At 73.2% G+C, this 24,770-nt stretch carries 23 protein-coding genes and 1 rRNA gene; 6 read left to right on the forward strand and 18 right to left on the reverse strand.

Features of this window, described 5'->3' with window-relative positions; all coding sequences use genetic code 11:
- Positions 1-82 precede the first annotated feature (82 nt).
- Positions 83-1,876, forward strand: a complete 1,794-nt coding sequence (gene argS / locus IH54_RS0132880) for an arginine--tRNA ligase (RefSeq protein WP_031524017.1) — start codon at positions 83-85, stop codon at positions 1,874-1,876.
- 150 nt (positions 1,877-2,026) lie between these two features.
- Positions 2,027-3,262, forward strand: coding sequence for a PP2C family protein-serine/threonine phosphatase (locus IH54_RS0132885; RefSeq protein WP_031524020.1), 1,236 nt, complete (start codon positions 2,027-2,029; stop codon positions 3,260-3,262).
- A gap of 135 nt (positions 3,263-3,397) precedes the next feature.
- Here the strand turns inward: IH54_RS0132885 and IH54_RS0132890 are convergent, their stop codons facing one another.
- The 8 genes from IH54_RS0132890 to IH54_RS0132925 all read right to left on the reverse strand — a co-directional run bounded on the left by IH54_RS0132890 (position 3,398) and on the right by IH54_RS0132925 (position 12,207).
- Positions 3,398-4,426 carry a sigma-70 family RNA polymerase sigma factor gene (locus IH54_RS0132890; RefSeq protein WP_234344137.1) on the reverse strand — a complete coding sequence of 343 codons (1,029 nt, stop codon included), beginning with the start codon at positions 4,424-4,426 and terminating at the stop codon, positions 3,398-3,400.
- Between the two features lie 270 nt (positions 4,427-4,696).
- Positions 4,697-5,680, reverse strand: a complete 984-nt coding sequence (gene hemB, locus IH54_RS0132895) for a porphobilinogen synthase (RefSeq protein ID WP_031524024.1) — start codon at positions 5,678-5,680, stop codon at positions 4,697-4,699.
- Positions 5,681-6,097: 417 nt separating this feature from the next.
- Entirely contained in the window at positions 6,098-7,768 is a 1,671-nt protein-coding gene (locus IH54_RS0132900) for a uroporphyrinogen-III synthase (RefSeq protein WP_052398138.1), read from the reverse strand.
- A 53-nt stretch (positions 7,769-7,821) separates the two neighbouring features.
- Positions 7,822-8,850: a hydroxymethylbilane synthase gene (hemC, locus tag IH54_RS0132905; RefSeq protein ID WP_078862711.1), complete on the reverse strand. Its 1,029-nt coding sequence runs from the start codon at positions 8,848-8,850 to the stop codon at positions 7,822-7,824.
- Positions 8,843-10,183: a glutamyl-tRNA reductase gene (locus IH54_RS0132910; protein WP_031524028.1), complete on the reverse strand. Its 1,341-nt coding sequence runs from the start codon at positions 10,181-10,183 to the stop codon at positions 8,843-8,845. Before IH54_RS0132910 ends, hemC begins: the two co-directional genes overlap by 8 nt.
- A gap of 64 nt (positions 10,184-10,247) precedes the next feature.
- Entirely contained in the window at positions 10,248-10,967 is a 720-nt protein-coding gene (locus IH54_RS0132915; protein ID WP_031524029.1) for a redox-sensing transcriptional repressor Rex, read from the reverse strand.
- A gap of 131 nt (positions 10,968-11,098) precedes the next feature.
- Positions 11,099-11,851 (reverse strand): 3'-5' exonuclease, encoded by a 753-nt coding sequence (locus IH54_RS42090; protein WP_052398136.1) that lies wholly within the window; start codon positions 11,849-11,851, stop codon positions 11,099-11,101.
- A gap of 86 nt (positions 11,852-11,937) precedes the next feature.
- On the reverse strand, positions 11,938-12,207 hold the full coding sequence (locus IH54_RS0132925) for a glutaredoxin family protein (protein WP_031524031.1): 270 nt from the start codon (positions 12,205-12,207) through the stop codon (positions 11,938-11,940).
- An 86-nt stretch (positions 12,208-12,293) separates the two neighbouring features.
- On the opposite strand from IH54_RS0132925, the gene IH54_RS0132930 reads away from it, so the two are divergent.
- The 3 genes from IH54_RS0132930 (at position 12,294) to IH54_RS0132940 (ending at position 15,803) form a co-directional block, all read left to right on the forward strand.
- Positions 12,294-13,232 (forward strand): HAD family hydrolase, encoded by a 939-nt coding sequence (locus tag IH54_RS0132930; protein WP_031524034.1) that lies wholly within the window; start codon positions 12,294-12,296, stop codon positions 13,230-13,232.
- A 323-nt stretch (positions 13,233-13,555) separates the two neighbouring features.
- Positions 13,556-14,359, forward strand: coding sequence for an ECF subfamily RNA polymerase sigma factor, BldN family (locus IH54_RS0132935; RefSeq protein WP_031524036.1), 804 nt, complete (start codon positions 13,556-13,558; stop codon positions 14,357-14,359).
- A 193-nt stretch (positions 14,360-14,552) separates the two neighbouring features.
- Positions 14,553-15,803, forward strand: coding sequence for a DUF5667 domain-containing protein (locus IH54_RS0132940; RefSeq protein WP_031524038.1), 1,251 nt, complete (start codon positions 14,553-14,555; stop codon positions 15,801-15,803).
- A 79-nt stretch (positions 15,804-15,882) separates the two neighbouring features.
- Here IH54_RS0132940 and IH54_RS0132945 read toward each other — a convergent pair whose 3' ends face one another.
- From IH54_RS0132945 to IH54_RS0132985, 9 genes are all read right to left on the reverse strand, one after another.
- The gene (locus IH54_RS0132945; protein ID WP_031524040.1) at positions 15,883-16,974 is read right to left on the reverse strand and encodes a lysophospholipid acyltransferase family protein; all 1,092 of its coding nucleotides are present in this window, start codon (positions 16,972-16,974) and stop codon (positions 15,883-15,885) included.
- 50 nt (positions 16,975-17,024) lie between these two features.
- Complete coding sequence (locus tag IH54_RS0132950) at positions 17,025-18,089, reverse strand: NAD-dependent epimerase/dehydratase family protein (protein WP_234344139.1); 1,065 nt, start codon at positions 18,087-18,089, stop codon at positions 17,025-17,027.
- A 235-nt stretch (positions 18,090-18,324) separates the two neighbouring features.
- Positions 18,325-18,423, reverse strand: coding sequence for a 30S ribosomal protein bS22 (locus IH54_RS43810; protein ID WP_003948845.1), 99 nt, complete (start codon positions 18,421-18,423; stop codon positions 18,325-18,327).
- Positions 18,424-18,559: 136 nt separating this feature from the next.
- A complete protein-coding gene (locus IH54_RS0132960; protein ID WP_031524045.1) occupies positions 18,560-18,772 on the reverse strand; it encodes a helix-turn-helix domain-containing protein in 213 nt (70 codons plus the stop codon).
- 128 nt (positions 18,773-18,900) lie between these two features.
- Positions 18,901-19,722, reverse strand: coding sequence for a phosphatase (locus tag IH54_RS0132965; RefSeq protein WP_031524047.1), 822 nt, complete (start codon positions 19,720-19,722; stop codon positions 18,901-18,903).
- A 121-nt stretch (positions 19,723-19,843) separates the two neighbouring features.
- Positions 19,844-21,037, reverse strand: a complete 1,194-nt coding sequence (locus IH54_RS0132970) for an acetoin utilization protein AcuC (protein ID WP_031524049.1) — start codon at positions 21,035-21,037, stop codon at positions 19,844-19,846.
- Entirely contained in the window at positions 21,006-22,265 is a 1,260-nt protein-coding gene (locus IH54_RS0132975) for an MFS transporter (protein ID WP_199923499.1), read from the reverse strand. The genes IH54_RS0132970 and IH54_RS0132975 overlap by 32 nt, the downstream gene beginning before the upstream one ends.
- 170 nt (positions 22,266-22,435) lie before the next feature.
- Positions 22,436-23,083, reverse strand: coding sequence for an HAD family hydrolase (locus IH54_RS0132980; protein WP_031524054.1), 648 nt, complete (start codon positions 23,081-23,083; stop codon positions 22,436-22,438).
- Between the two features lie 93 nt (positions 23,084-23,176).
- Complete coding sequence (locus IH54_RS0132985; RefSeq protein WP_031524056.1) at positions 23,177-23,617, reverse strand: winged helix-turn-helix transcriptional regulator; 441 nt, start codon at positions 23,615-23,617, stop codon at positions 23,177-23,179.
- A 178-nt stretch (positions 23,618-23,795) separates the two neighbouring features.
- On the opposite strand from IH54_RS0132985, the gene IH54_RS0132990 reads away from it, so the two are divergent.
- Positions 23,796-24,593 carry an NmrA family NAD(P)-binding protein gene (locus tag IH54_RS0132990; RefSeq protein ID WP_031524058.1) on the forward strand — a complete coding sequence of 266 codons (798 nt, stop codon included), beginning with the start codon at positions 23,796-23,798 and terminating at the stop codon, positions 24,591-24,593.
- A gap of 82 nt (positions 24,594-24,675) precedes the next feature.
- On the opposite strand, the gene rrf is transcribed toward IH54_RS0132990, so the two are convergent.
- Positions 24,676-24,770 (reverse strand): 5S ribosomal RNA (gene rrf, locus IH54_RS42095); the annotation flags it as partial.

Raw genomic sequence — 24,770 nt, forward strand, 5'->3', positions numbered from 1 at the left:
TCTGCTCAAAACCTGGGTCTCACCCACCACGGAGCCCGGTCCCGAGCAGCCCACGATCCCGACACACGAAACGGCACCCTTCATGGCCTCGGTCGCTTCCCTTTCCGCTTCGCTCCAGCAGCGTGTCTCGGCCGCCCTCGCGGCGGCCGTGCCGTCGGCCGCGGGTGCCGACCCGCTGCTGCGACGCAGCGACCGGGCCGACTTCCAGGCCAACGGGGTGCTGGGCCTGGCCAAGCGGCAGAAGACCAACCCGCAGGCGCTCGCCGCCCAGGTGGTCGAGGCGCTGCCCGGGCTCGCCGCCGAGCAGTCCGGCGACGACCCGATCGCGGCCGTGGAGGTGTCCGGCCCCGGCTTCCTGAACATCACGGTCGCCGACGCCGCGATCACCCGCAACGTAGCGGCCCGCGCCGCCGACGAGCGGCTCGGCGTGCCGCTCAAGGCGCACCCCGGCATCACCGTCGTGGACTACGCGCAGCCGAACGTGGCCAAGGAGATGCACGTCGGCCACCTGCGCTCGTCCGTGATCGGCGACGCGATCGTGAAGATCCTGGAGTTCGGGGGCGAGCAGGTCGTCCGCAGGCACCACATCGGCGACTGGGGCACGCAGTTCGGCATGCTCGTGCAGTATCTGATCGAGCACCCGCACGAGCTGGACCACACCGCCGACGAGGCGGACGCGGGCGAGGCCTCGATGTCCCGGCTGGACCGGCTCTACAAGGCGTCGGGCGCGCTGTTCAAGTCCGACGAGGCGTTCAAGGAGCGGGCCAGGCGCCGGGTGGTGGATCTCCAGGCGGGCGATCCGGAGACGGTCGCACTGTGGCAGCGGTTCGTCGACGAGTCGAAGATCTACTTCGACTCGGTCTACAGCAAGCTCGACATCCAGATCCGCGACGAGGACATCGTCGGCGAGTCCGGCTACAACCACATGCTCGCCGAGACGTGCGAGCTGCTGGAGAAGTCCGGGGTCGCGGTCGAGTCCGACGGCGCGCTGTGCGTCTTCTTCGACGACATCAAGGGCAAGGACGGCGAGCCCGTCCCGCTGATCGTCCGCAAGTCGGACGGCGGCTTCGGCTACGCGGCCACCGACCTGTCCGCGATCCGCAACCGGACGGGCGAGCTGCATGCCGACACGCTCCTCTACGTCGTGGACGTCCGGCAGTCGCTGCACTTCAAGATGGTCTTCGAGGCCGCCCGCCGGGCCGGCTGGCTGACCGACGCGGTCTCCGCCCGGCACCTGCCGTTCGGCACCCTGCTCGGCAAGGACGGCAAGCCGTTCAAGACCCGGGCCGGGGAGAGCGTCAAGCTGGAGGCGCTGCTCGACGAGGCGGTCCAGCGGGCCACCGCGGTCGTGCGGGACAAGGGCGAGAAGATCGGCCTGTCCGAGGAGGAGATCCTCACCAACGGCGTGCAGGTCGGCGTCGGCGCGGTCAAGTACGCCGACCTGTCGACCTCGCTCGGCCGGGATTACGTCTTCGACCTGGACCGGATGGTCTCGCTCAACGGCGACACGAGCGTCTACATCCAGTACGCCTTCGCCCGGACGCAGTCGATCTTCCGCAAGGCCGCCGGGGACCAGCAGCCCGCCGCCCACCCCGAGCTGCCGCTGGAGCAGGCCGAGCGCGCGCTGGGCCTGCATCTGGACGCGTTCGGCGACACCCTCGCCGAGGTCGCCGAGGTGTACGAGCCGCACCGGCTCGCGGCGTATCTGTACCAGCTCGCGTCGCTGTTCACGACCTTCTACGAGCAGTGCCCGGTGCTGACCGCCGACGGCGGCCCCGCCCAGGTGGAGAACCGCCTGCTGCTGTGCGAGCTGACCGCCCGCACGCTGCGCCAGGGCCTGGCCCTGCTGGGCATCCGCACCCCCGACCGCCTCTGACCGGCCTCACCGGCCGACCATCCGGGTGCGGCCCTCCGCCGGGGCCGCACCCGCCTGCCGCAGGGCGGCCCCCGCTCGGCAGGCGGCCGGGCGCCGCCTGTGGTCCGATGGTGGAGTCAGCAGCGGCACCGAGGGCGGACGGACAGGCACGTGTCAGGCGACGGCGGCGATCCGGGGATCGACTACCGGGCGGTCTACAAGGGACTCCCGGCGGGCATCGCGCTGCTCGACACGGAGCTGCGCTACATCGACGTCAACGAGGCCTACACGCGCCTGTCCGGCCACAGCCCCGAAGACCTGGCCGGCCGCTACATCTTCGAGGTCTTCCCCGACAGCCCCGAACGCGCCGACTCCGCGAACGGCCCGGCCAACCTCGGCGCCTCACTGCGCCACGTCCTCGCGACCCACGAGCGCGACTCGCTCCCCCTCCAGCGCTACGACGTGGAGCGCACGGACCGCCCCGGCGTCTTCGAGGAGCGCTACTGGAGCACGATCAACACCCCGGTGCTCGACGCCGACGGCGAGGTCGCCCTCATCGTGCACCGCGTGGAGGAGGTCACCGCCTTCATGAAGGCCCGTAACGGCGGCCCGGCCAGCCACAGCAAGCTGGAGGCCGAGCTGTACATGCGGGCCCGCGAGCTGCAGGAGCTCAACATGCGGCTGCGCCGCGCCCACGCCCACGAGCGGGAGGTGGCCCTCGCCCTGCAGTCCGCGCTGCTGCCCACCACCCGCCCGGTCGACCACCGGGCCGCGGTGCGCTACCAGCCCGCGGTGAGCGCGCTCAACGTGTGCGGCGACTGGTACGACATGGCGGACCTGCCCGGTAACCGCACCACCGTGGCGGTGGGGGACGTCGTCGGCCACGGTCTCACCGCCGCGACGGTGATGGGCCAGCTCAGAAGCGCGCTGAGCGCCGCCGCCCGGGTCACCGACGGGCCCGCGGCGGCGCTGGACGCGCTCAACCTCTACGCCGAGTCCGTCGAGGGCGCGCAGTCCACGACCGTGGTCAAGGCGCACGTCGACTGGCCGGCCCGCACCATCACGTACAGCAACGCCGGGCACCCCCCGGCCGCGCTGGTGCACCCGGACGGCACGGTGGAATTCCTCGACCGGGCCACCGACCCGCCGATCGGCGCCAGCCCCGAGCCCGAACCGCGCCCGCAGGCCGTCGTCGCCTTCGAGCCGGGCGCGACGCTCGTCCTCTACACCGACGGGCTCATCGAGCGACGCGGCGAGGACATCGACGTCGGGCTCGGCCGCCTGGCGACGTCCCTGGCCCGGCACCGCGCCGCCGACCCCGAGCAGCTCGCCGACGCGCTGCTGGACGAGCTGCTGCCGCCGGACGGCGCCACCGACGACACCGCCCTGGTCGTCCTGCGACTGTGACGCCCGTAACGCCCGTGACGGCTATGACGGCTGTGATGCCTGTAACGGCAGCGACGGCAGTAACCGGCCCCGCCGTATGACGCGCCGGGCGCCCGCCCCCCGCGCGGGCGCCCGGCGCGGGCGCCCGGCGCGGGCTCAGCGGGCGGGCATCGCGGCCGGCAGCGACGGCGGCAGCCCGAACCACGGGTAGGTGCTCGCCTCGAAGCGGCTCAGCGCGGACACCCGGCCGCCGCTGAGCCCCAGCACGATCACGCCGATCCCGTACCGCTCGCCGCCCGCCGCCCGCAGGTACAGCCCGAAGGCCGGCTGGCCGTTGGCGCGGCTCGGCACCAGGTCGAAGGCCCTCCCGCCGCCGAAGAGCTCGGTGCAGAAGCGGCCCACCGCGTCCACGCCGAGGTACTCGAACGGCACCGGCGGCATGGACATGAAAACGTCGTCGGTGAACAGCGCGACCAGCCCGTCCACGTCCGCGGCCTGGTACGCCCTCACGAAGCGCGCCAGGATCTCCTCCTCGGCGGGCGAACCGGCGGCCGGCGGCGGCTCGTCGCCGGGGTCGGCGGCACGGTGGCGCTGAAGGCCCGCCCGGGCCCGCTTGAGGGCGCTCGTGACCGACTCGACGGTGGTGTCCAGCATCCCGGCGACCTCGCTCGCCCGGAAGCCCAGCACGTCCCGCAGCACGAGCACGGCGAGCTGGCGCGGCGGCAGCAGTTGCAGCGCGGTCACGAAGGCCAGCGAGATCGACTCGGTCTGCTCGTAGCGGGCCTCGGGCCCGAGCGGTACGTCGATCGCGCCCGCGAGCAGCGCGTCCGGGAAGGGCTCCAGCCAGACCGCCTCGCCCATGCGCGAGGGCTCCGGCGGGTTCAGGCCGGGCGTGTTCCACTCCTGGGCGGGCCGCCGGGCCTGCGACCGCAGGGCGTTGAGGCAGCGGTTGGTGGCGATCCGGTAGAGCCAGGTGCGCAGCGAGGCCCGCCCCTGGAAGCCGTCGAGGCCCTGCCAGGCGGCGAGCAGGCTGTCCTGGAGGGCGTCCTCGGCGTCCTGGAGGGAGCCGAGCATGCGGTAGCAGTGCACCAGCAGCTCGCGCCGGTGCGGCTCGGTGAGCGCGCGGAAGGCGTCGCCGTCCCCGCCGCGCGCCCGGGTCAGCAGGTCGGACACCAGTGGTTTCACCGATTCACCGTCATGTGCCGCTCGCCTTCTCCCCACCCGCGCCGGGCACTTCCCGCCGCCACCCCGTACCGACACCGGCAGGGTCGCGAACTGGGCGGCCCGCGCCGCCAACTTGCGACCCGGCTACGCCTTCTGCCCGGACGACGTCGGCCAGGGCCGCGGCTCGCGGGGAGGAGTACGCGGCCGCCGAGGTGCTGGACGGCGACGTGTGGACGTTCTGGTGGGACCGACCCCGCCGGGGCCGCGCAGGCGACGGCGGGGGCCGCTCCGTCAGAGGTTCTGCGCGACCTCGGTCGCCCAGTAGGTGAGGATCATGTTCGCGCCCGCCCGGTGGATCGAGGTCAGCGTCTCGGTGATCGCCCGCTCCCGGTCGATCCAGCCGTTCGCCGCCGCGGCCTCGACCATCGCGTACTCGCCGGAGACCTGGTAGGCGGCCACCGGCACGTCCACGGACTCCGCGACCTTCGTCAGCACGTCCAGGTACGGCAGCGCGGGCTTGACCATGACCATGTCGGCGCCCTCGGCGAGGTCGAGCGCCAGCTCGCGCAGCGACTCGCGGGCGTTCGCCGGGTCCTGCTGGTAGGCCTTGCGGTCGCCCTTGAGGCCGGAGTTCACGGCCTCGCGGAAGGGCCCGAAGAAGGCGGAGGAGTATTTCGCGGTGTACGCCAGGATCGCCACGTCCTGCTTGCCTATCTCGTCCAGCGCCTCGCGGACCACACCGACCTGGCCGTCCATCATCCCGGAGGGCCCGACGACGTGGACGCCCGCGTCCGCCTGGACCTGCGCCATCTCGGCGTAGCGCTCCAGCGTCGCGTCGTTGTCGACCCGGCCCTCGGCGTCCAGGACGCCGCAGTGGCCGTGGTCGGTGAACTCGTCCAGGCACAGGTCCGACATGACGACCATCGAGTCGCCGACCTCCGCGACGACGTCGCGGATCGCCTGCTGCAGGATCCCGTCCGGGTCCGTGCCCTGGCTGCCCACCGCGTCCTTCACCTCGGGCACGCCGAAGAGCATGATGCCGCCCACGCCGGCGGAGGCGGCCTCCGCGGCCGCCTTGCGCAGGGTGTCGCGGGTGTGCTGGACGACGCCGGGCATCGAGGAGACCGCCTGAGGCGAGCTGATGCCTTCCCGGACGAAGGCGGGCAGGATCATCTGCGCCGGGTCCAGCCGGGTCTCCGCGACGAGGCGGCGCATCGCCGCGGACGTCCGCAACCGCCGGGGCCGCGCCCCGGGGAATTCCCCATACCTAGCCATGCCTCCACGGTACGCCGGGCCGCGCAGTGCTCTTCCCGACGCGAAGTCGGGGCTCACGGGTACGGGGCGCGCCCCCGCCGGGCCCGCGCCTGCCGCTCCGGGCGAGCGTCCCGGGAACGCGGGCAGGTGGCGCGTGCCGCGCTGGGCGAGCGTTTTCAGGGGCGCGGGGAACTGCGCGAGCAACCACCCACCGGCCGGTGGTCCTGGGGGCACCTCCCAGGCGGAGCTCTGGGGGAGGACCGAAGAGACCCCTTGGGTCGGTGACGACCCGCGCCCCGGTGGGGGCTTGCCGCGCAGTTCCCCGCGTCCCTAAAAAACGGGTGCCCCACGCGGCACGCGCGCCCCCGAAAAACGGGTGCCCCGCGCGGCAGAAACGCGTGCCCGGCGGGCGAGCCGTACCCTCGAGCGGACCGCAGGTCAGACGCGGCGGCGGCGGGCGCCCGGGCGGCGTTCGCTGGGCCTCGTGACGGGATCACCGGCGAGGACCGCCGCGTCGCGGCGTGACGCGCCGAAGTCCGCGAGGGCCTGCGCAAGCGCGTGCACCGACGGCTCCGGGGCCATCACGTCGACCCGGAGCCCGTGCTCCTCCGCGGTCTTGGCCGTCGCCGGCCCGATGCAAGCGATGACGGTCACGTTGTGCGGCTTCCCGGCGATGCCGACCAGGTTCCGTACCGTCGAGGACGAGGTGAAGAGCACCGCGTCAAAGCCGCCGCCCTTGATCGCCTCTCGGGTGTCCGCCGGCGGCGGCGAGGCGCGCACGGTGCGGTAGGCGGTGACGTCGTCGACCTCCCAGCCGAGGTCGACCAGGCCCGCGACGAGCGTCTCGGTCGCGATGTCGGCGCGCGGCAGGAAGACGCGGTCGATGGGATCGAAGACCGGGTCGTACGGCGGCCAGTCCTCCAGCAGGCCCGCGGCGGACTGCTCGCCGCTGGGCACCAGGTCGGGCTTGACGCCGAACTCGACGAGCGCCTGCGCGGTCTGCTCGCCGACCGCGGCGACCTTTATCCCGGCGAAGGCACGCGCGTCGAGCCCGTACTCCTCGAACTTCTCGCGCACCGCCTTGACCGCGTTGACGGACGTGAAGGCGATCCACTCGTAGCGGCCCGTGACCAGGCCCTTGACCGCGCGCTCCATCTGCTGCGGGGTGCGCGGCGGCTCCACGGCGATGGTGGGCACCTCGTGCGGCACGGCGCCGTACGAGCGCAGCTGGTCGGAGAGCGAGGCGGCCTGCTCCTTGGTGCGCGGTACGAGCACCCGCCAGCCGAACAGCGGCTTGGACTCGAACCACGACAGGTGCTCGCGCCGCCCGGCGCGCTCGCCGACCACGGCTATGGCCGCGACCGAGTCCTCGGGCGTGGGCAGCGCCTTGGTGGCCTTGAGCTCGGCGGCGATGGTCGCGAGCGTCGCGGTCCAGGTGCGCTGCCGGGTGGTGGTGCCGGCGACGGTCACCGTCAGCGGCGTGTCCGGCTTGCGGCCGGCGGCGACCAGCTCGGCGGCGGTGGCGGCGACGGTCTGCAGGGTGGTGGAGACCACCAGCGTCGCGTCGCTGGCGCCCGCCTCGGTCCAGCAGCGCGCCGAGGCGGTCGGGGCGTCCACGAAGCGCACCCCGCCGTCGAGCGGCACTCCGGCGTACGCGGGCACGCCCACCTCGGTGGCGACGCCCGGCACGACCTCGAAGGGGATGCCGGCCTGCGCGCACGCGAGCATCTCGGCAGCGGCGCAGGCGTCCAGGCCGGGGTCGCCCGCGACCGCGCGGACGACCCGCTTGCCGGTCCGCGCGGACGCCATGACAAGCTGGGCAGCGGCATCGGCGAGGGCGGAGGTGTCCAACACCGCGCTGCCGACGGCCGGTTCGGCTGCCTCCGCGGTGTCGCCGGACGGCTCGGCGGTGCCGACGTCCGCGCGGGCGTGGGTGCGGACGACATCGAGCACGGAGCGGTCGCCGACCAGCAGGTCGGCGAGGGCGAGCGCTTCGACGGCACGCAGGGTCAGCAGCCCGGGGTCACCGGGCCCGGCACCGAGGAAGGTGACGTGACCGTGGACGGTCCGCCCGGCGGGGCCGGGGCTTGCGGCGCTGCCGGCCGGCAGTGTCGCACCGGCCGCGCCGGTCACAGGGTTGGTCGTAGCGACGGCGGCGGGGTTCAAAGTGTGCGCTCCCCCATAAGACCCGCCGCGCCCTTCGCGAGCATCTCGGCGGCGAGTTCGCGGCCCAGGGCACGCGCCTCGTCGCCGGACGCCGGAACGCGGCCGGTGATGGACATCTGCACCAGTTCGGTGCCGTCGGTGGTGCCGACGACGCCGCGCAGGCGCAGCTCGGTAGTCTGCCCGTCGTCCACAAGGTCGGCCAGTGCGCCCACAGGGGCGCTGCAGCCGGCCTCGAGGGCGGCGAGCAGGGATCGTTCGGCGGTCACGGCGGCCCGGGTTCCCGGGTCGTCGAGTTCGGCGAGCCGTGCGGCCAGCTCCGGGTCCGAAGCGGCGCACTCGACGGCCAGCGCACCCTGTCCGGGAGCGGGCAGTACGGCGTCGGTCGGGAGCAGCTCGGTCGCCTCGGCGATCCGGCCGATACGGTTCAGCCCCGCGGCAGCCAGCACGACGGCGTCGAGCTTGCCGGAAGTAACGTACCCGATCCTGGTGTCAACGTTGCCACGGATCGGAACGGTCTCGATGTCCTGGCCGTGTGACCGCGCCCACGCGTTGAGCTGCGCCATGCGGCGCGGCGAGCCGGTGCCGATCTTCGCTCCGGGCGGGAGGGCCGCGAAGGTCAGCCCGGAGCGGGCGACCAGCGCGTCGCGCGGGTCCTCACGCACGGGCACGGCCGCCAGCACCAGGCCGTCGGGGGCTGCGGTGGGCAGGTCCTTGAGGCTGTGCACGGCGAAGTCGATCTCGCCGGCCAGCAGCGCGTCGCGCAGCGCGGACACGAAGACGCCGGTGCCGCCGATCTGCGCCAGGCTCTCGCGGGAGACGTCGCCGTAGGTGGTGATCTCGACGAGCTCCACCTCGCGCCCGGTCAGGGCGCGGACCTGGCCGGCGATCATGCCGGACTGGGCCATGGCGAGCTTGCTGCGCCGGGTGCCGAGCCGCAGTGCGCGGCCGGGGGCGCCGGACGGGGGCGCGGGGGTGGTCGCCGGGGTGGCGGGGGGGTTCGCGGGGGTGTTCGCGGGGTTAGTCATCGCCGCTCTCGATTCGGTCGGGCACCCGGGCCGCCGTGGGCCTGGGGGTTTCGGCCCGGCTGACGGCGGCGACCGCCTGCGGGTCGAGGTCGAAGAGTTCCCGCAGCGCGTCGGCGTACCCGGCACCGCCGGGCTCGCCCGCGAGCTGCTTGACCCGCACGGTCGGCGCGTGCAGGAGCTTGTCCACGACGCGGCGGACGGTCTGGCCGATCTCCGCGCGTTGCTTGTCGTCCAGGTCGGGCAGCCTGCCGTCGAGCCGCGCGAGTTCACCCGCGACGACGTCGGCGGCCATCGCGCGCAGCGCGACCACGGTCGGGGTGATGCGGGCGGCGCGCTGGGCGGCGCCGAAGGCGGCGACCTCCTCGGCGACGATGCCCTGCACGGCCTCCACGTCGGCGGCCATGGGCGCGTCCGCGGACGCCGCGGCGAGCGACTCGATGTCGACGAGGTGGACGTGGTCCAGGTCGTGCGCCGCCGGGTCGACGTCGCGCGGCATCGCGAGGTCGAGTACGGCCAGCGGGCCGACCGCCCTGAGGTCGTCGGCGGTGAGCACCAGGCCGGTCGAGCCGGTGCACGACACCACGACGTCGGCGTCGGCGAGCGCGGCCGTGAGCTTGGCCATGCCCACCGCGTACGCCTCCGTGCCCTGCTCGGTGAGCTGGGCGGCGAGCCGTACGGCCCGCTCGGGGGTGCGGTTGGCGATCGTCACGCGGGCCACGCCGGAGCGCGCCAGGGTGGCCGCGGCCAGCGACGACATCGAGCCGGCGCCGACGACCAGAGCGCGCTTGCCGGCCAGCGGGCCGGTCACGGGGGCGAGCTGGGCCAGCCCGAAGGTGACCAGGGACTGCCCGGCGCGGTCGATGCCGGTCTCGGAGTGCGCGCGCTTGCCGACCCGCAGGGCCTGCTGGAAGAGGTCGTTGAGCAGCCGCCCGGCGCTGTGCAGCTCCTGCCCGACGGCGAGCGCGTCCTTGATCTGGCCGAGGATCTGGCCCTCGCCGACGACCATCGAGTCCAGACCGCACGCCACCGACAGCAGGTGGTGGACGGCGCGGTCCTCGTAGTGGACGTACAGGTGCGGCGTCAGCTCGTCGAGGCCGACCTCGCTGTGCCGCGCCAGCAGCGTGGACAGCTCGGCGACACCGGCGTGGAACTTGTCGACGTCCGCGTACAGCTCGATGCGGTTGCACGTCGACAGCGCCACGGCCTCGCTCGCGGGCTCGGTGGCGAGCGTGTCCTGGAGCAGCTTGGCGCGCGCGTCCGCGCTCAGCGCCGCCCGCTCCAGCACGCTCACCGGCGCGCTGCGGTGCGACAGTCCGACGACCAGAAGACTCATGCACATCCCTCGCTACGCTCGGGCTGGCCTTCGTCCAGGACGCGCCTTTCGATCACTCGCTCGCTCATGCGGGCATCACGGCGGGAACGTCCCCGTCCGGCTCCTGGCGGCCGTTCTCGCCCTCGCCGGCCTTGCGCTGCTCGTGGAAGGCGAGGATCTGCAGCTCTATGGACAGGTCCACCTTGCGCACGTCCACGCCGTCCGGCACGGTCAGCACGGTCGGGGCGAAGTTCAGGATGGAGGTCACACCCGCGCCGACCAGCCGGTCGGTGACCTCCTGCGCGGCGCCCGCGGGCGTCGCGATGACGCCGATGGACACCTGGTTGTCGGCGACGATGCTCTCCAGCTCGTCGATGTGCCGCACCGGCAGGCCCGCGACCAGGCGCCCGGCGAGCCCCGCGTCGGCGTCCAGCAGCGCGGCGACGCGGAAGCCGCGGGAGGCGAAGCCGCCGTAGTTGGCGAGCGCGGCGCCGAGGTTGCCGATACCGACGATGACGACCGGCCAGTCCTGGGTGAGTCCCAGTTCCCGGCTGATCTGGTAGACGAGGTATTCGACGTCGTAGCCGACGCCCCTGGTCCCGTACGAGCCGAGGTAGGAGAAGTCCTTGCGCAGCTTGGCCGAGTTGACTCCGGCGGCAGCGGCGAGTTCCTCCGAGGACACGGTGGGCACCGAGCGCTCGGACAGAGCGGTCAGCGCCCGCAGGTACAGCGGAAGCCTGGCGACGGTGGCCTCGGGGATCCCTCGGCTGCGGGTCGCCGGTCGGTGTGATCGGCCAGTTGCCACGGTGCTCCTGCGGGTAGAGCTGGGCTGAGAGCGGCCACGGTCGTTGGAGCCGCCCCGTGCACGCCAGGCTATGTCTTTGTGAACGCGTGCACAAAGATGGTGTCCGATTTGCCCGGCGGAAGTGATGGGCATCACGCACTCCCATCTCGGACATTGGGCACGTACTGCCCCGCCGAAACGTTGCTGCGCCGCTTCCACAATGCCTCCGCCGTACGCGGCAGGCCACCGGCCTCGGGCCAGCGCACTTGCCCTGCCTGCGACAACCGCTCCGCCAGCGCCTGCGCGGCCGAGTCCGCGCCGACCGTACCCGTCTCCGCCACGAAGTGGCCGAAAAGCGCCGCTGTCGTACGGGCGTCCCCCAGTGCGGTGTGGGGGACCTCACCACCGAGCCCCAGCGCGCGGGCGCACGCGCGCAGTGACAGCCCGTAGGTGTCCCCCGCAGCGTACGCGGCGGCCATCCGCATCGTGCACAGCTCGGGTACGGCGGGCAGCCGTATCCCGATCCGGGCGTACTCGGCGGCGAGGAACGCCCGGTCGCAGCCGACGTTGTGCCCGACCAGCACGCGGCCGCGCAGCAGTGCGAGGAGCCGTCCGGCGATCCCGGCGAAGTGCGGCGCCCCGCTCAGGTGGGCGGGCTCTATGCCGTGGATGTGGGTCGGCCCCACAGGGCCGAGCGGATCGACGAGCGTGCTGAACTCGCCCTCAGGGGCGAGGTCGGGCCCGAGCAGCACGACCCCGACCTCGACGACGCGGTGCCGCCGCGAGGACGAGCCCGTCGCCTCGACGTCCACCACGGCGAATCCGCTCGCCACGGCCGCCTCCACCGAGGGCACGGGTCGGCCGGGCAGGGTTCCGCCGGGCGCGGGGCCTTCCACCGAGGGCACTCGGCACACTCCTCATACATCGCCCCCGGCCGCACAAAACGCCCCCGATCCTACCTGACCTCGCACTACGGGGAGAACGGCACGCGTCAGGCGGAGAGGGCGCGGTGGAGGCGGGCGCGGTCGACGCGCCAGAAGGTGTGCTGCTCGCCGTCCACGAGGACGACGGGGATCTGCTCCCAGTACCGCCGGTACAGCTCCTCGTCCTGCGTGATGTCCTGCTCCAGGACGACCGCCCCGGTCGCCGCGGCGACCTCCTCGACCACGGCGCGGGCGTCGTCGCACAGATGGCACCCCGGCTTGCCGATCAGCGTCACCGTCCGCGCGGCTCCCGCGCCCTCGTTCGTCATGCCGCTCATTGTGACTCCTGGCCGACACGGTCGGTTCACGCACCGGCATCGTGCGCGAACCGGCCCTGTCGCACGGGGTCGTTATGCTCGACGGCATGGCCGCTCTCAAATGGCTCACCCCCCGCAGGCAGTCCGCCACGCAGCGGAGCGTGGAGGCCGGCGAGGCCGCCGCGGAGGCGGCGCTCGCGACGTCGCCCCGGCCGGAGGACACCGCTCCGCAGGAGCGGGACGGGACGGCGGAGGTCTCCTTCCCCGACTCCGGTGATCCGCGGGCCGCCGCGTTCTTCGACCTCGACAACACCGTGATGCAGGGCGCCGCGATCTTCCACTTCGCCCGCGGCCTGTACAAGCGGCATTTCTTCGACACGCAGGACCTGCTGCGGTTCGCGTGGCAGCAGGCGTACTTCCGGATGGCCGGCTCCGAGGACCCCGAGCACATGCAGGACGCGCGGGACAGCGCGCTGTCGATCGTCAAGGGGCACCGCGTCGAGGAGCTGATGGCGATCGGCGAGGAGATCTACGACGAGTACATGGCCGGCAAGATCTGGCCGGGTACGCGCGCCCTCGCGCAGGCGCATCTGGACGCGGGCCAGCGGGTGTGGCTGGTGACGGCCGCGCCGGTGGAGACGGCGACGATCATCGCCCGCCGGCTGGGCCTGACCGGCGCGCTCGGCACGGTCGCGGAGTCGGTGGACGGCGTGTACACCGGGCGGCTGGTCGGCGAGCCGCTGCACGGCCCCGCGAAGGCCGAGGCGGTGCGGGCGCTGGCGATGACCGAGGACCTGGACCTGTCGGCGTGCGCGGCGTACAGCGACTCGCACAACGACATCCCGATACTGTCGCTCGTCGGCCACCCGTACGCGATCAACCCCGACAGCCGGCTGCGCAGGCACGCGCGCGCCGAGGGCTGGCGGCTGCGCGACTACCGCACCGGGCGCAAGGCGGCCCGGGTCGGCATCCCGGCCGCCGCGGGCCTGGGCGCCCTCGCGGGCGGTGCGGCCGCGGCGGTCGCGATCAGCCGCCGGCGCAAGTAGCCGCGCCCGAAGGGGACCCGGCATCGTACGGCCCCGCGGAGCTGCCCGGTGTGCGCCCCCGCGCACGGCGCGCACACGGTCACATCACGGCCTCTGTGCGAGCTGTTCACGAACCGAAGTGGTCAACAACAGTCGCCTGTTCGATAATTGGTCGATCGTCAATCCGCACAGGAAATGGCGTAAACGACGATTTGCGCAACTCGGTGTAGCGTCTCCTGTACGAAGCGTTATTCTCCTCAGACGCAATCCGGTACCCACGCGTCGCCACGACGGGTGAACGGTCCCGTACTGCTCGTGATGGAAGTTCTGCCTCTGGGAGTCCCGTGTACCCACACGACGGGGTTGACACCTCCGGCCTGGCTGCGCTGCGTGCCCTGGTGCTCCGGCACCTGGTGTACGCCGTCCCCGCGCACGCCGTGCCCGCCCTCGCCACGTCAGGTCCCACCGTCCCCGGGCCCGCGTACGCGCTGGCCGAAGTCAGCACAGCCGCAGGCAGACGCACCCGCAACAGCCCGGGCTCCGCCGCCACCCACGCCGCCGCCCCCGGCGCCCAGCCCCGCCGCCCCGCCGCCGACACCGACTCCGGCCGCATGATGGACCTCGTCGAACGCGCGCAGGACGGCGAGACCGAGGCCTTCGGCCGGCTCTACGACCACTACAGCGACACCGTCTACCGCTACATCTACTACCGGGTCGGCTCGAAGGCGACCGCCGAGGACCTGACCAGCGAGACCTTTCTGCGCGCACTGCGCCGTATCGGCACCTTCACCTGGCAGGGCCGCGACTTCGGCGCATGGCTGGTCACCATTGCGCGCAATCTGGTCGCCGACCACTTCAAGTCGAGCCGTTTCCGACTGGAAGTGACCACCGGCGAGATGCTCGACGCGAACGAGGTCGAACGAAGTCCCGAGGATTCGGTCCTGGAGTCGCTGTCCAACGAGGCGTTGCTGACCGCGGTGCGCAAACTCAACCCGCAGCAGCAGGAATGCGTGACGCTGCGCTTCCTGCAAGGGCTTTCGGTCGCCGAGACGGCCCGGGTCATGGGAAAGAACGAGGGCGCGATCAAGACGCTGCAATACCGCGCCGTCCGCACGCTGGCCAGACTCCTCCCCGATGACGCGAGGTGAGCCCCCCGTGGCACCGCACGATCATCACACCTGCGTAACCCAACTGGCGCGGTACTCGTTGCTTCCCATGCGGACACCCGCGCACCGCCCCGCGCTCCTCGCTTTTCACCCGTTCGGGTGCAAGGCCGAAGAGCCGCGCAACCCCCGGGCGGTGCGGGGAGTCGAGTGTGGATGACGAGAGGAGGTGCCGCGCGTGATCGGACAGGCAACGGCACACCGCCGGGCGAACGCCTTCGCCCAGGCGCTTGAGGACCGCGAGGCCCTTGACGAGCGCGAAGGCGCCGCGGCCCGCCAGGAAGGCGCCGCGGACGGCCGCCCGCACGGCACGTCAGGCGCCGGGCACGGCAGCCACGCGGCGGCCCGGCACGCCGACCCCGAGCAGGGCGCCCTGCTGGCCCTCGCCACGGCGCTGGCCGAGCAGCCGCGGCCCACGCTCGACCCCGAGCGCAAGACCGTGCAGCGCGCCCAGCTCATCGCCGCCATGGAGCAGGCCCTCGCCGACGGCAGCTTCCCGGTGACCGCCCGGGTGCCCGAGCAGCGCGGCGACGGCAAGGGCGGCAAGAGCAGGAGCGGGCTGCGCCGGCTCGCCCCGGGCGGCAAGCTGTCCCGGCGGCTCGCGGTCGGCGGGCTCACCGTCAGCGTCGCCGCGGGCGCCTTCGGCGGGGTCGCCGCGGCCAGCACCAACGCGCTGCCCGGCGACACGCTCTACCCGCTCAAGCGCGGCATGGAAGACCTCAAGCTCGACATGGCCAGCGGCGACGCCTCGCGCGGCAAGATCTACCTCGACATGGCGTCCACCCGGCTCCAGGAGGCCCGCCGCCTCATGGACCGCGGCCGCGGCGGGCAGCTCGACGACGAGTCGGTGGCCGAGGTGCGCAAGGCCCTGTCGGGCATGCACCAGGAGGCCACCGAGGGCCACAAGCTGCTCAGCCAGGCCTACCAGCACGACGGCGACCTCCAGCCGATCGAGACGCTCAACAACTTCGCGGAGGCCCACCGCCAGGGCTGGACGGATCTGCGCGGCAAGCTGCCCACCCAGCTCACCGACGTCTCCGACCAGGTCTCCTCGGTCTTCGACGCCATAGACCAGGAGGTCGCGCCGCTCCAGGGGCTGCTGCCCCAGCCGAAGAAGAAGGAGTCCCGCGGCTCCGGCTCCGGCGGTACGGGCGGCGGTTCGACCGGCAGCGCGTCCGCCTCGCCCTCGGCGCCGTCCGGCGCGACGCCCGGCGCGGACGGTACGCCCGGGGCGACCCCGTCGCCGTCCGCGACGACCCCCGCCCAGGGCCTGATCGGCGGCACGAACCCGCTGGGGCCCCTGCCCGGCCTCACCGCCCCGTCCACCTCGGCGTCCCCGCCGCCCACGGACCACTCCGTGACCCTGCCGCCCCTCCTCCCGGGCCTCCTGCCCGGCCTGGGCCTGGGCACCTCGGAGGACGACGAGTAGGCGCGCGCCGGGTGAGCGTTTTCAGGGGCGCGGGAGACCGCGCCCCTGCGGGGCGCAGCCCCTCCGCCGGCGCGCAGCCTCAGAAGAACACCGAACGGCGCTGCACCAGCAGCTCGTAGAGCGTGTGCTGAATCGTTTCGCGTACCTGGTCCGTCAGGTTGAACACGAGCATGGGATCCTCCGCCGCCTCCGGCGGGTAGCCGTCCGTCGGGATCGGCTCGCCGAACTGGATCACCCACTTCGTGGGAAGCGGAACGACGCCCGCGGGGCCGAGCCACGGGAAGGTCGGGGTGAGGGGGAAGTAGGGCAGGCCCAGCAGCCGGGCGACGGTCTTCGCGTTCCCGAGCATCGGGTACGTCTCCTCCGCGCCCACCACCGAGCACGGCACGATCGGCGCCCCCGTCTTGAGCGCGGTCGCGACGAAGCCGCCGCGCCCGAAGCGCTGGAGCTTGTAGCGGTCGGCGAAGGGCTTGCCGATGCCCTTGAAGCCCTCCGGCATGACCCCGACGACCTCGCCCCGCTCCAGCAGGATCTCCGCGTCCTCCGCGCAGGCCAGCGTGTGGCCGGCCTTCCGGGCCAGCTCGTTGACCAGCGGGAGCACGAAGACCAGGTCCGCGGCGAGCAGCCGCAGATGCCGCTTGGCCGGGTGGTGGTCGTGCACCGCGACCTGGGTCATGAGGGCGTCCAGCGGCAGCGTGCCGGAGTGGTTGGAGACGACGAGCGCGCCGCCCTCGGCGGGGATGTTCTCGATACCGCGGACCTCGACGCGGAAGTACGACTCGTACAGCGGCCGCAGCACCGACAGCAGGACGTGGTCGGTCAGCTCGGCGTCGTACCCGAATTCGTCGACCTCGTAGTCGCCCGTCACCCGGCGGCGCAGGAAGGCCAGGCCCGAGGCGACCCTGCGGTCCCAGTCGTCGCCCAGCAGCCGACCCGCCACCGCCCCGAACAGCCCGCCGCCCGGCGCCCCCGCGGCCTCCTCCGGCCCGGCGTCCGCGCCCGTACGGCCGCCCGCGGCCTGCGACGGGATCCCCGGCACGGCACTGCCGCCTTCCGGCCCCGAAGCACCGCCGGAACCCGAAGCGGAACCCGCTCCCCGGCCGGAAGCGGAAGCGGCGGCGCGCCGCCCGCGCGCCCCCTCGTCGAACGGGATCACCTTCGCGTCGCCCACGGCCCCTGCTCCTTCCGCCGAACCTGAAGCATCCCTCAGCGCACCCTCGCTCACCGCGCGTCCCCCGCCCCGCCCGGGACCGCCGCCGCGAGCCGGTCCACGCCGGCGGCGAGCAGCCGCGGGGGCAGCAGCCCGGGCCCGTGGGCGCGGGCGAAGTCGTGGAAGGCCTCGGCCGTGGTGTAGGCCGGGATGAAGCCGAGCGTCTCGCGCATCTCGCGGGTGTCGACGACCCGCCCGTGCGTGAGCAGCCGGATCTGCTCGGGCGAGAAGTCGGTGACCGAGGCGGTGCGCAGCAGCTGCCCGATCCACGTCACCGCGGGCAGCAGCACCGGCACGGTGGGCTTGCCGAGCCGCCGCGCGGTCTGCGACAGCAGCAGCACCCCGTCCCCGGCGATGTTGAACGTGCCGCTGTTGAGGGTGCCGCGGCGGGCCTCGCGGGAGGCCAGCACCAGCACGTCGACGACGTCGTCCTCGTGCACGAACTGCAGCCGCGGGTCGTAGCCGAAGACGGTCGGCAGCACCGGCAGCTTGAAGAACTCCGCGAGCGGGGTGTCGGCGGTCGGCCCGAGGATGTTCGCGAAGCGCAGCACCGCCACCGCGACGTCCGGGCGGCGCCGCGCGAAGCCGCGCACGTACCCCTCGACCTCGACCGCGTCCTTCGCGAAGCCGCCGCTGGGCAGCGACTTGACCGGGGTCGTCTCGCGGAGGACCGCGGGGTCGCGGGGCGCGGAACCGTAGACGCTCGTGGTCGACTTCACGACCAGCCGCCGTACGGTGGGGGCCTTCTGGCACGCGCCGAGCAGCTGCATCGTGCCGATGACGTTGGTCTCCTTGACCTGCGTGCGCCCGCCCGAACCCAGCGGGGTGCCGGTCACGTCCAGGTGCACGACGGTGTCGACGCCGTGCTGGGCCAGCACCTTGGCGATCATCGGCTGGCGGATGTCGGCCCGGACGAACTCGGCGTCGCCGAGGTCGTGCTCGGGTGGCACCGCGTCGACCGCGACGACCCGGGCCACCGCCGGATCGCGCTGGATGCGCCGGACGAACCGCCCGCCCAGCTGCCGCGCCGCGCCCGTGACGAGCACCACGCCGCCGCCCACTCTGCCCTCGATCACGCTCAGCGCCTCCTCAGGGGAACACCCGCACCGTATCCCCTGCGCCCGGACGCCGCCCGCCCCGACACAGACCCGTCACCGCGCCGACCCGCGCGCGTTCCCGCCCGTCCGGGCCCGGACAGCGCACTGCCCTCCCCCGCCGCCCGGAGGCGGTGGGGGAGGGCAGGAAGCGGGACGGCGGCCGCAGGGCCGGAAGGTCGCCCGCGCTCGTCCCCGCCGGAGGCGGAGGCGGCCGCTACTTCTTGTTGCGGCGCTGAACACGCGTCCGCTTGAGCAGCTTGCGGTGCTTCTTCTTGGCCATACGCTTGCGCCGCTTCTTGATGACTGAGCCCACGACTACCCTCGCTTCGTTTTCACTCGGTGCGGGGCGTCCGAGCCCACACGACCTTCGTCGGCCAAGCCTACCCGCCCGGAGCGGAGGGGCATAAACGAGGCCCACGCCAAGCCGTCATCTGCCCGCCGGGGCGTTCTCAGGCAGATTCCACCCCCACGTACGACTCCCGGAGGTACTCGTGGACGGCCTGCTCCGGAACCCGGAACGAGCGGCCCACGCGAATCGCCGGCAGATGACCGCTGTGCACCAGGCGGTACACCGTCATCTTCGAGACCCGCATCACCGCCGCAACTTCGGCGACGGTGAGAAAGACGACCTCGTTCAGAGGGCGCGTTTCAGTAGTAGCCATGTCACACCTGAACCTTCCGCACACGCCGGGCACCGGCTTCCCCTCCGGCGACTCAAAGCGGCATGTGCGCTCCCCACCAGATTAGGGGCGCATGAGGTATGTGGGGAAGAGGAGTTGCCTATGGATGACTACTGTGACAGCCAGGCCCGTTTGAGCACGTAGCGCGTCAATGGCCGGTAGTAATCGGACCTTACGGCGTCGTCCACCGGCACCGCCACCGATACGCTTCCCTCCGCCTCGGCGACGAAAACCGCGGGGTCGTCGCAGTCCGCCAGCCCGATGGCTTCAACACCCAACTGACCTGCGCCGCACACGAATCCGTGATCTCCGACCACGAGTCCCGGCAGCATTCCGCCGTCCTCCGCGGCCGCCGTGAGGGCCGCTCTGACCGGCAACGGCGAGTGGGTGTGCGCCCCCGGCTCGACCGGCCCGCCGTCACCCTCCGTGGCCGCGGGGCGGACGACGGCGACCCCGCCGACGTAGCGCAGGAGGTGGCGGCGTACGCCGAACTGCGTGCGCATGTCCACTCCCGGGCCATACGCAGGGGTGAGGACGACACATCCCGCCGCCGAGAGCGCGGCCGCCAAGGATGCGTAGAAACCGAGGAGGCGATGTGGATGTCCTGTGCCCAGGAGGATCGGAATACGGTCACGGGCCGCCCGGGCCAGCCGCTCGGCGAAAGCGTCCAGCGCCGCGACCGTGCAGTCCGGGTCGATCGCCTCCTGACCCGTGGTGTGCGCGGGGTCCGGCGACACCCCGCACCGGTCCGCCATCAGCCGCAGCAACTCCGGTACGTCCCAGGCGCCCTGCGGGTCCAGGCCCAGCGTCAGCCGCGGATCCCGCGCGGCGAACAGCCGGTAGCTCGCCAGGCTCTTCTCACGCGGCGTGCCGACCCTGCCGGCCAGGCCCGTCGCCTCCAGATGCGCGCGCAGCGCGCCGACACTCACCACGCCATGATCGTCCCGGCCCGCCCGCCCGGCGGCACCCCGAACCGGCCGAATTCACCCACCGGAAACCCGTCCGGTCCGTCCCCTGCCGCGTCCGCCGTTGCGTCCGCGCGCAGGACACCCGCTACGGCAGCAGGCCGTGCAGCGGGAAGACGGCCCGGCGGGTCGCCAGGACGGCCTGGTCGAGGCGGTCGGCGGGGTCGTAGCCGGCCTCCTCGAAGCCCGTCCAGCGCGGCTCGCGCCCGTCCGTCATCCGCAGCGGCGCGGGCTGCCGGGTGCGCGCGTACACCTGGTGCCGCCACTCCTCCGGCACCTGGGTGCCCGGCGCGAGGGGCTCCCCCGCGGCGATCGCCACCAGGTGCGTCCAGGTGCGCGGCACCACGTCGGCGACCGCGTACCCGCCGCCACCCAGCGCCACCCAGCGCCCGCCCGCGTACTCGTGCGCCAGCGCGTGGCAGGCCTCGGCCACCGCCCGCTGCGCGTCCACCGTCACCGCCAGGTGCGCGAGCGGATCCTCGACGTGCGTGTCCGCCCCGTGCTGGCTGACCAGCACCTGCGGCCGGAAGGCGGCCAGCAGTTCGGGCACCACCGCGTGGAAGGCCCGCAGCCAGCCCGCGTCGCCGGTGCCCGCCGGAAGCGCGACGTTGACCGCGCCGCCCTCCGCGTCGGGGCCGCCCGTCTCCTCCGCCCAGCCGCTGGTGTGCGGGAAGAGGGTGCGCGGATGCTCGTGCAGCGACACCGTCATGACCCGCGGGTCGTCCCAGAACGCCGCCTGCACCCCGTCCCCGTGGTGGACGTCCACGTCGACGTACGCGACCCGCTCCGCGCCCAGCTCCAGCAGCCGCGCCACCGCGAGGGCCGCGTCGTTGTAGACGCAGAAACCGGAGGCCGCGCCGGGCATCGCGTGGTGCAGGCCGCCGGAAAAGTTCACCGCGTGCTCCGCCTCGCCGCGCCACACCGCCTCCGCCGCCGCGACCGACTGGCCCGCGATCAGCGCCGAGACCTCGTGCATCCGCGGGAAGACGGGATTGTCCGCGGTGCCGAGCCCGTACGCGGCGAAGGCGGCGTAGGAGGTCCGCACCGCGTCCGGGTCCTGGCCCGCGCGCCGCACCGCGGCCACGTAGTCCCCGTCGTGCACGAGCGCGAGCGTCGACTCGCCCGCGGGCGGCGCCGCCACCACCGTCAGCGCCCGGTCGAGACCGACCGCCCGCACCAGATCCCGGGTGAGCGTCAGCCGCACCGGGTCCATCGGGTGCCCGGGCCCGAAGTCGTAGCCGGTGACCCGCTCATCCCACATCAACAGTGCTCGGCCGCTCATGGCCGACACCGTACCCGCCGCCCGCCGCCCCGAAGGACCTGGCGTAATGCAGTGTCGCCGCCACCAGCACCATCGGTACGAGCATCGCGCCACGGTAGCTCCACGCGTCGCCCAGCGCGCCCACCAGCGGCGAGCCGACGAGGAAGCCCACGTAGTTGAAGACGTTCAGCCGCGCGATCGCCGCGTCCGAGGCGTGCGGGAACATCCGCCCGGCCGCCGCGAAGGTCTGCGGCACGATCACGCACAGCCCGAAGCCCAGCAGTGTGAAGCCCAGCATGCCGACCCACGCCCCCGGTGCCACCGCCACCACCGCGAAGCCCGCGACGGCCACCACCGTCCCGAGCCGCACCACCGGCGCGGCCCCGTACCGCCGCACCCCGAAGTCGCCGACCGAGCGGCCGAGCAGCGTGGTGACCATGTAGACGGCGTAGGGGACGGTGGAGAGCTGGTCGGAGCTGTGCAGGGTGTCCTGGAGGTATTTCGCGCTCCAGTTGGAAACCGTCGAGTCACCGATGTACGCGAAGGTCATGACGAGGCACAGCGGCAGCAGCACGCGCATCGCGACCTGCGGGACGGGCGAGTCCTTCCCCGCGGCGGACTCCCGGACGGCGGCCTCGTGGGCGGCGGGCCCGTCGTCGGCGTCGCGGTACCAGCGGCTCGCGGTGAGCGTCAGCGGGATCATCACCGCGGTGAAGGGACCGTAGACCGTCACCAGCTCGATGTGCCAGTGCGCCCCCGACCAGGCGAGCACGGAGCCGACGATGCCGCCGAGGCTGTAGGCGGCGTGGAAGCCGAGCATGATGCTGCGCCCGTACGCCCGCTGCAGGCTGACGCCGAGCATGTTCATCGAGGCGTCCAGGCCGCCGACGCACACCCCGAAGAGCGCGAGCGTCACCGCGGCCGCCCACATCCGGTCCCCGGCCCCGAGCCCGACCAGCACCAGCGCGACGACCGGCTGCACCCAGCGCAGCACCACGCTCGGCCGCACCCGCCGCACCAGCTGCTCGGTCAGGACGCTGCCCACGCCCGCCAGGATCGGCACCGCCGCCAGGAAGGCCGGCAGCAGCCCGTCACTGATCCCGTAGCGGTCCTGGATCGCCGGAATCCGGGTGACCAGCAGCGCGAAGAGCGCCCCTTGCGCGAAGAAGCTCACCGCCAGGGCGGCGCGGCCCAGCCGCAGCGGCCGGGCGGGCTGCGTGACGTCGCCGACGTCGCTTGCGTCGCTCATGAGCGAGCACGCTAGACGCGAAAGCTACGGATGAGTAGGTGTCCGGCGTCACGATCCGGCGTCACCTCTGACCTGGGAATCGCCTGGGACGCACCTGGGGGATGCGCCTGAGACCCCCTGGGGGATGCGCCTGAGACGCTCCTGGGTGCGGGACGCGCGCGGCCGCGGCCTCAGCCGAGGAGCAGGCCGGGCAGCTCGGCCATACCCCCGAAGAGCGCCGTGGCGTCACGGAGCTTCGCGGCGGGCGTCATCGCGGTGTAGCCGAAGACGTCCATCCCGGCCGCCCGCGCCGCCGCCACCCCGAGCGCGCTGTCCTCCACGACCACGCACCGCTCGGGCGCCACGCCCATCGTGCGGGCGGCGTGCAGGAAGAGGTCCGGCGCAGGCTTGCCGCGGCCCACGTCCTGCGCGGAGAACAGACGCCGCTCGTCGAAGCGCCCGTAGAGCCCCGTCGTCCGCAGCGCGACCCTGATCCGCTCGTGCGTCGCCGAGGACGCCAGGCAGTACGGCACCCCGTCCGCCGCCAGCTTCTCCAGCACGGTCCCGGCCCCCTCGACCGCCCGCAGCTCCCGCTCGAACGCCGTGAAGACCCGCCCGTGGTAGGCCGCGTCGAACCCCTCCGGCAACGTACCGCCGTGCCGCTCCCGCACGACGTCGTGCACACGGTGCATGGCCGCGCCCATGAAGTCCCGGATCGACTCCTCGGCCGTGGTCGGGTACCCCGCCTCGGTGAGGCACTCCGCGAGGATGCGGTTGGAGATCGGCTCGCTGTCGACCAGCACGCCGTCGTTGTCGAAGATGATCAGTTCATACTGCACGGACCCACTCTAGGCGGCGCCGGCGCGCGGGCCGGTGGTACGGGGCCGGGTCAGCCGGGGCCGGTCAGCCGGGGCCGTCGGTGCCCGCCCGCGTCAGCGGATGTCGTGGTCGGGGTGGGCGTCGTCGTAGGCGTGCCGGGCCTCGGCGATGACACCGCGGTGGGCGAGCGACCAGTCGGCCAGCGCCTTGACCAGGTGGGTGAGCCCGCCGCCGGTCTCGGTCAGCCGGTAGTCGACCCGCGCGGGCACGGTCGGGTAGACGGTGCGCAGCACGAGCCCGTCGCGCTCCAGCCGGCGCACGGTGAGGGTGAGCATGCGCTGCGAGATGCCGTCGATCGCCCGCTGCAGCTCCCGGAAGCGCCGCGGCCCGCCCGCCAGCTCGACGATCACCAGCACCGACCACTTGTCCCCGATCCGGTCCAGCACGTCCCGGATACCGCAGTCGGGGTGCTCCGCCCGCCCGCACGGATCCAGCGCGGCGGGCGTCGTCGGCCCGGTGACCGGTGAGGTTACCCCGGTGTGCGTGACGGACATCGAAATGCCTCCTTGTGGCCGGTGAGCAGGCGATCAAGGATCAAGCGTAGTTACCGGCGAGAACCACCGCCGGGAACCGCGGAGAACGACAAACCACGGCGAACGACGACCGCGCAGAGCGACGAGCCTCTGACAACGGCAACCCGCTGCGAACGACGACGGAAGACTGCGACTGATCATGATTCTGGTAACCGGAGCGAACGGAAACCTCGGCAAGGCCACGCGTGCGGCCCTCCACGCCCGCGGCGAGACGGCCCTCGGCGGCAGCCGCACCCCGTCGGAGGGCATACGCCTCCTCGACTTCGACACCCCCGCAACCCTCGACCTCTCCGGTGTGACGACGCTGGTCCTGGTCTCCGCGGGCTACGCCGAGGACGACGTGGTGATCCGCCGCCACTCGGCAGCGCTGGACGCGGCCGTACGGGCCGGGGTCGGCCACGTCGTCTACACCAGCCTCACGACCGCGGGCGACCACCTCGGCTTCGCCCTGGCCCACCGCGCCACCGAGGGCCTCCTGCGGGCGAGCGGGCTGCCCTGGACGATCCTCCGCAACGGCCTGTACGCCGAGCTGTTCGGCGCCCTGCTGGCACCGGCGGGCGACATCGGGGTGGATTCCCCGTTCGGCGACGGCGCCCTTGCCGCGGTCGCGCGGGACGACCTCGCCGAGGCTGCCGCGGTGGTCGCCGCCGACCCTGCCGCACACCGGGACCGCGTCTACGACCTGGTCGGCACGCCGATCACGGCAGCGCAGGTGGCCGCCGAGCTGGGCGCCCCGCACCGCACCCTCGACCTCGCCGAATACCGCCGCCGGCTGCTGGAGGCGCCGGGGCTGCTGCCCTTCCAACCCCCGATGCTGGCCTCGATCGCCTCAGCCGTCCGCCACGGTTTCCTGGCCGCCACCGCCCCCGACCTCGCCGAACTCCTCGGCCGCGAGCCCCTGGACCCGCTGCCGATTGCCGCGGCGGCGGCGAAGTGACCGCTGGGCCTTTCGGCCCCTGAACGCAGAAATGCGTCAGCCCCCGTGCTGGGCACGGGGGCTGACGCATTTCTCAAAATTTGTTCGGCGGTGTCCTACTCTCCCACAGGGTCCCCCCTGCAGTACCATCGGCGCTGAAAGGCTTAGCTTCCGGGTTCGGAATGTAACCGGGCGTTT

Origin of the sequence: Streptomyces sp. NRRL F-5123 (genome assembly GCF_000721495.1) — a bacterium.
GTDB lineage: Bacteria > Actinomycetota > Actinomycetes > Streptomycetales > Streptomycetaceae > Actinacidiphila.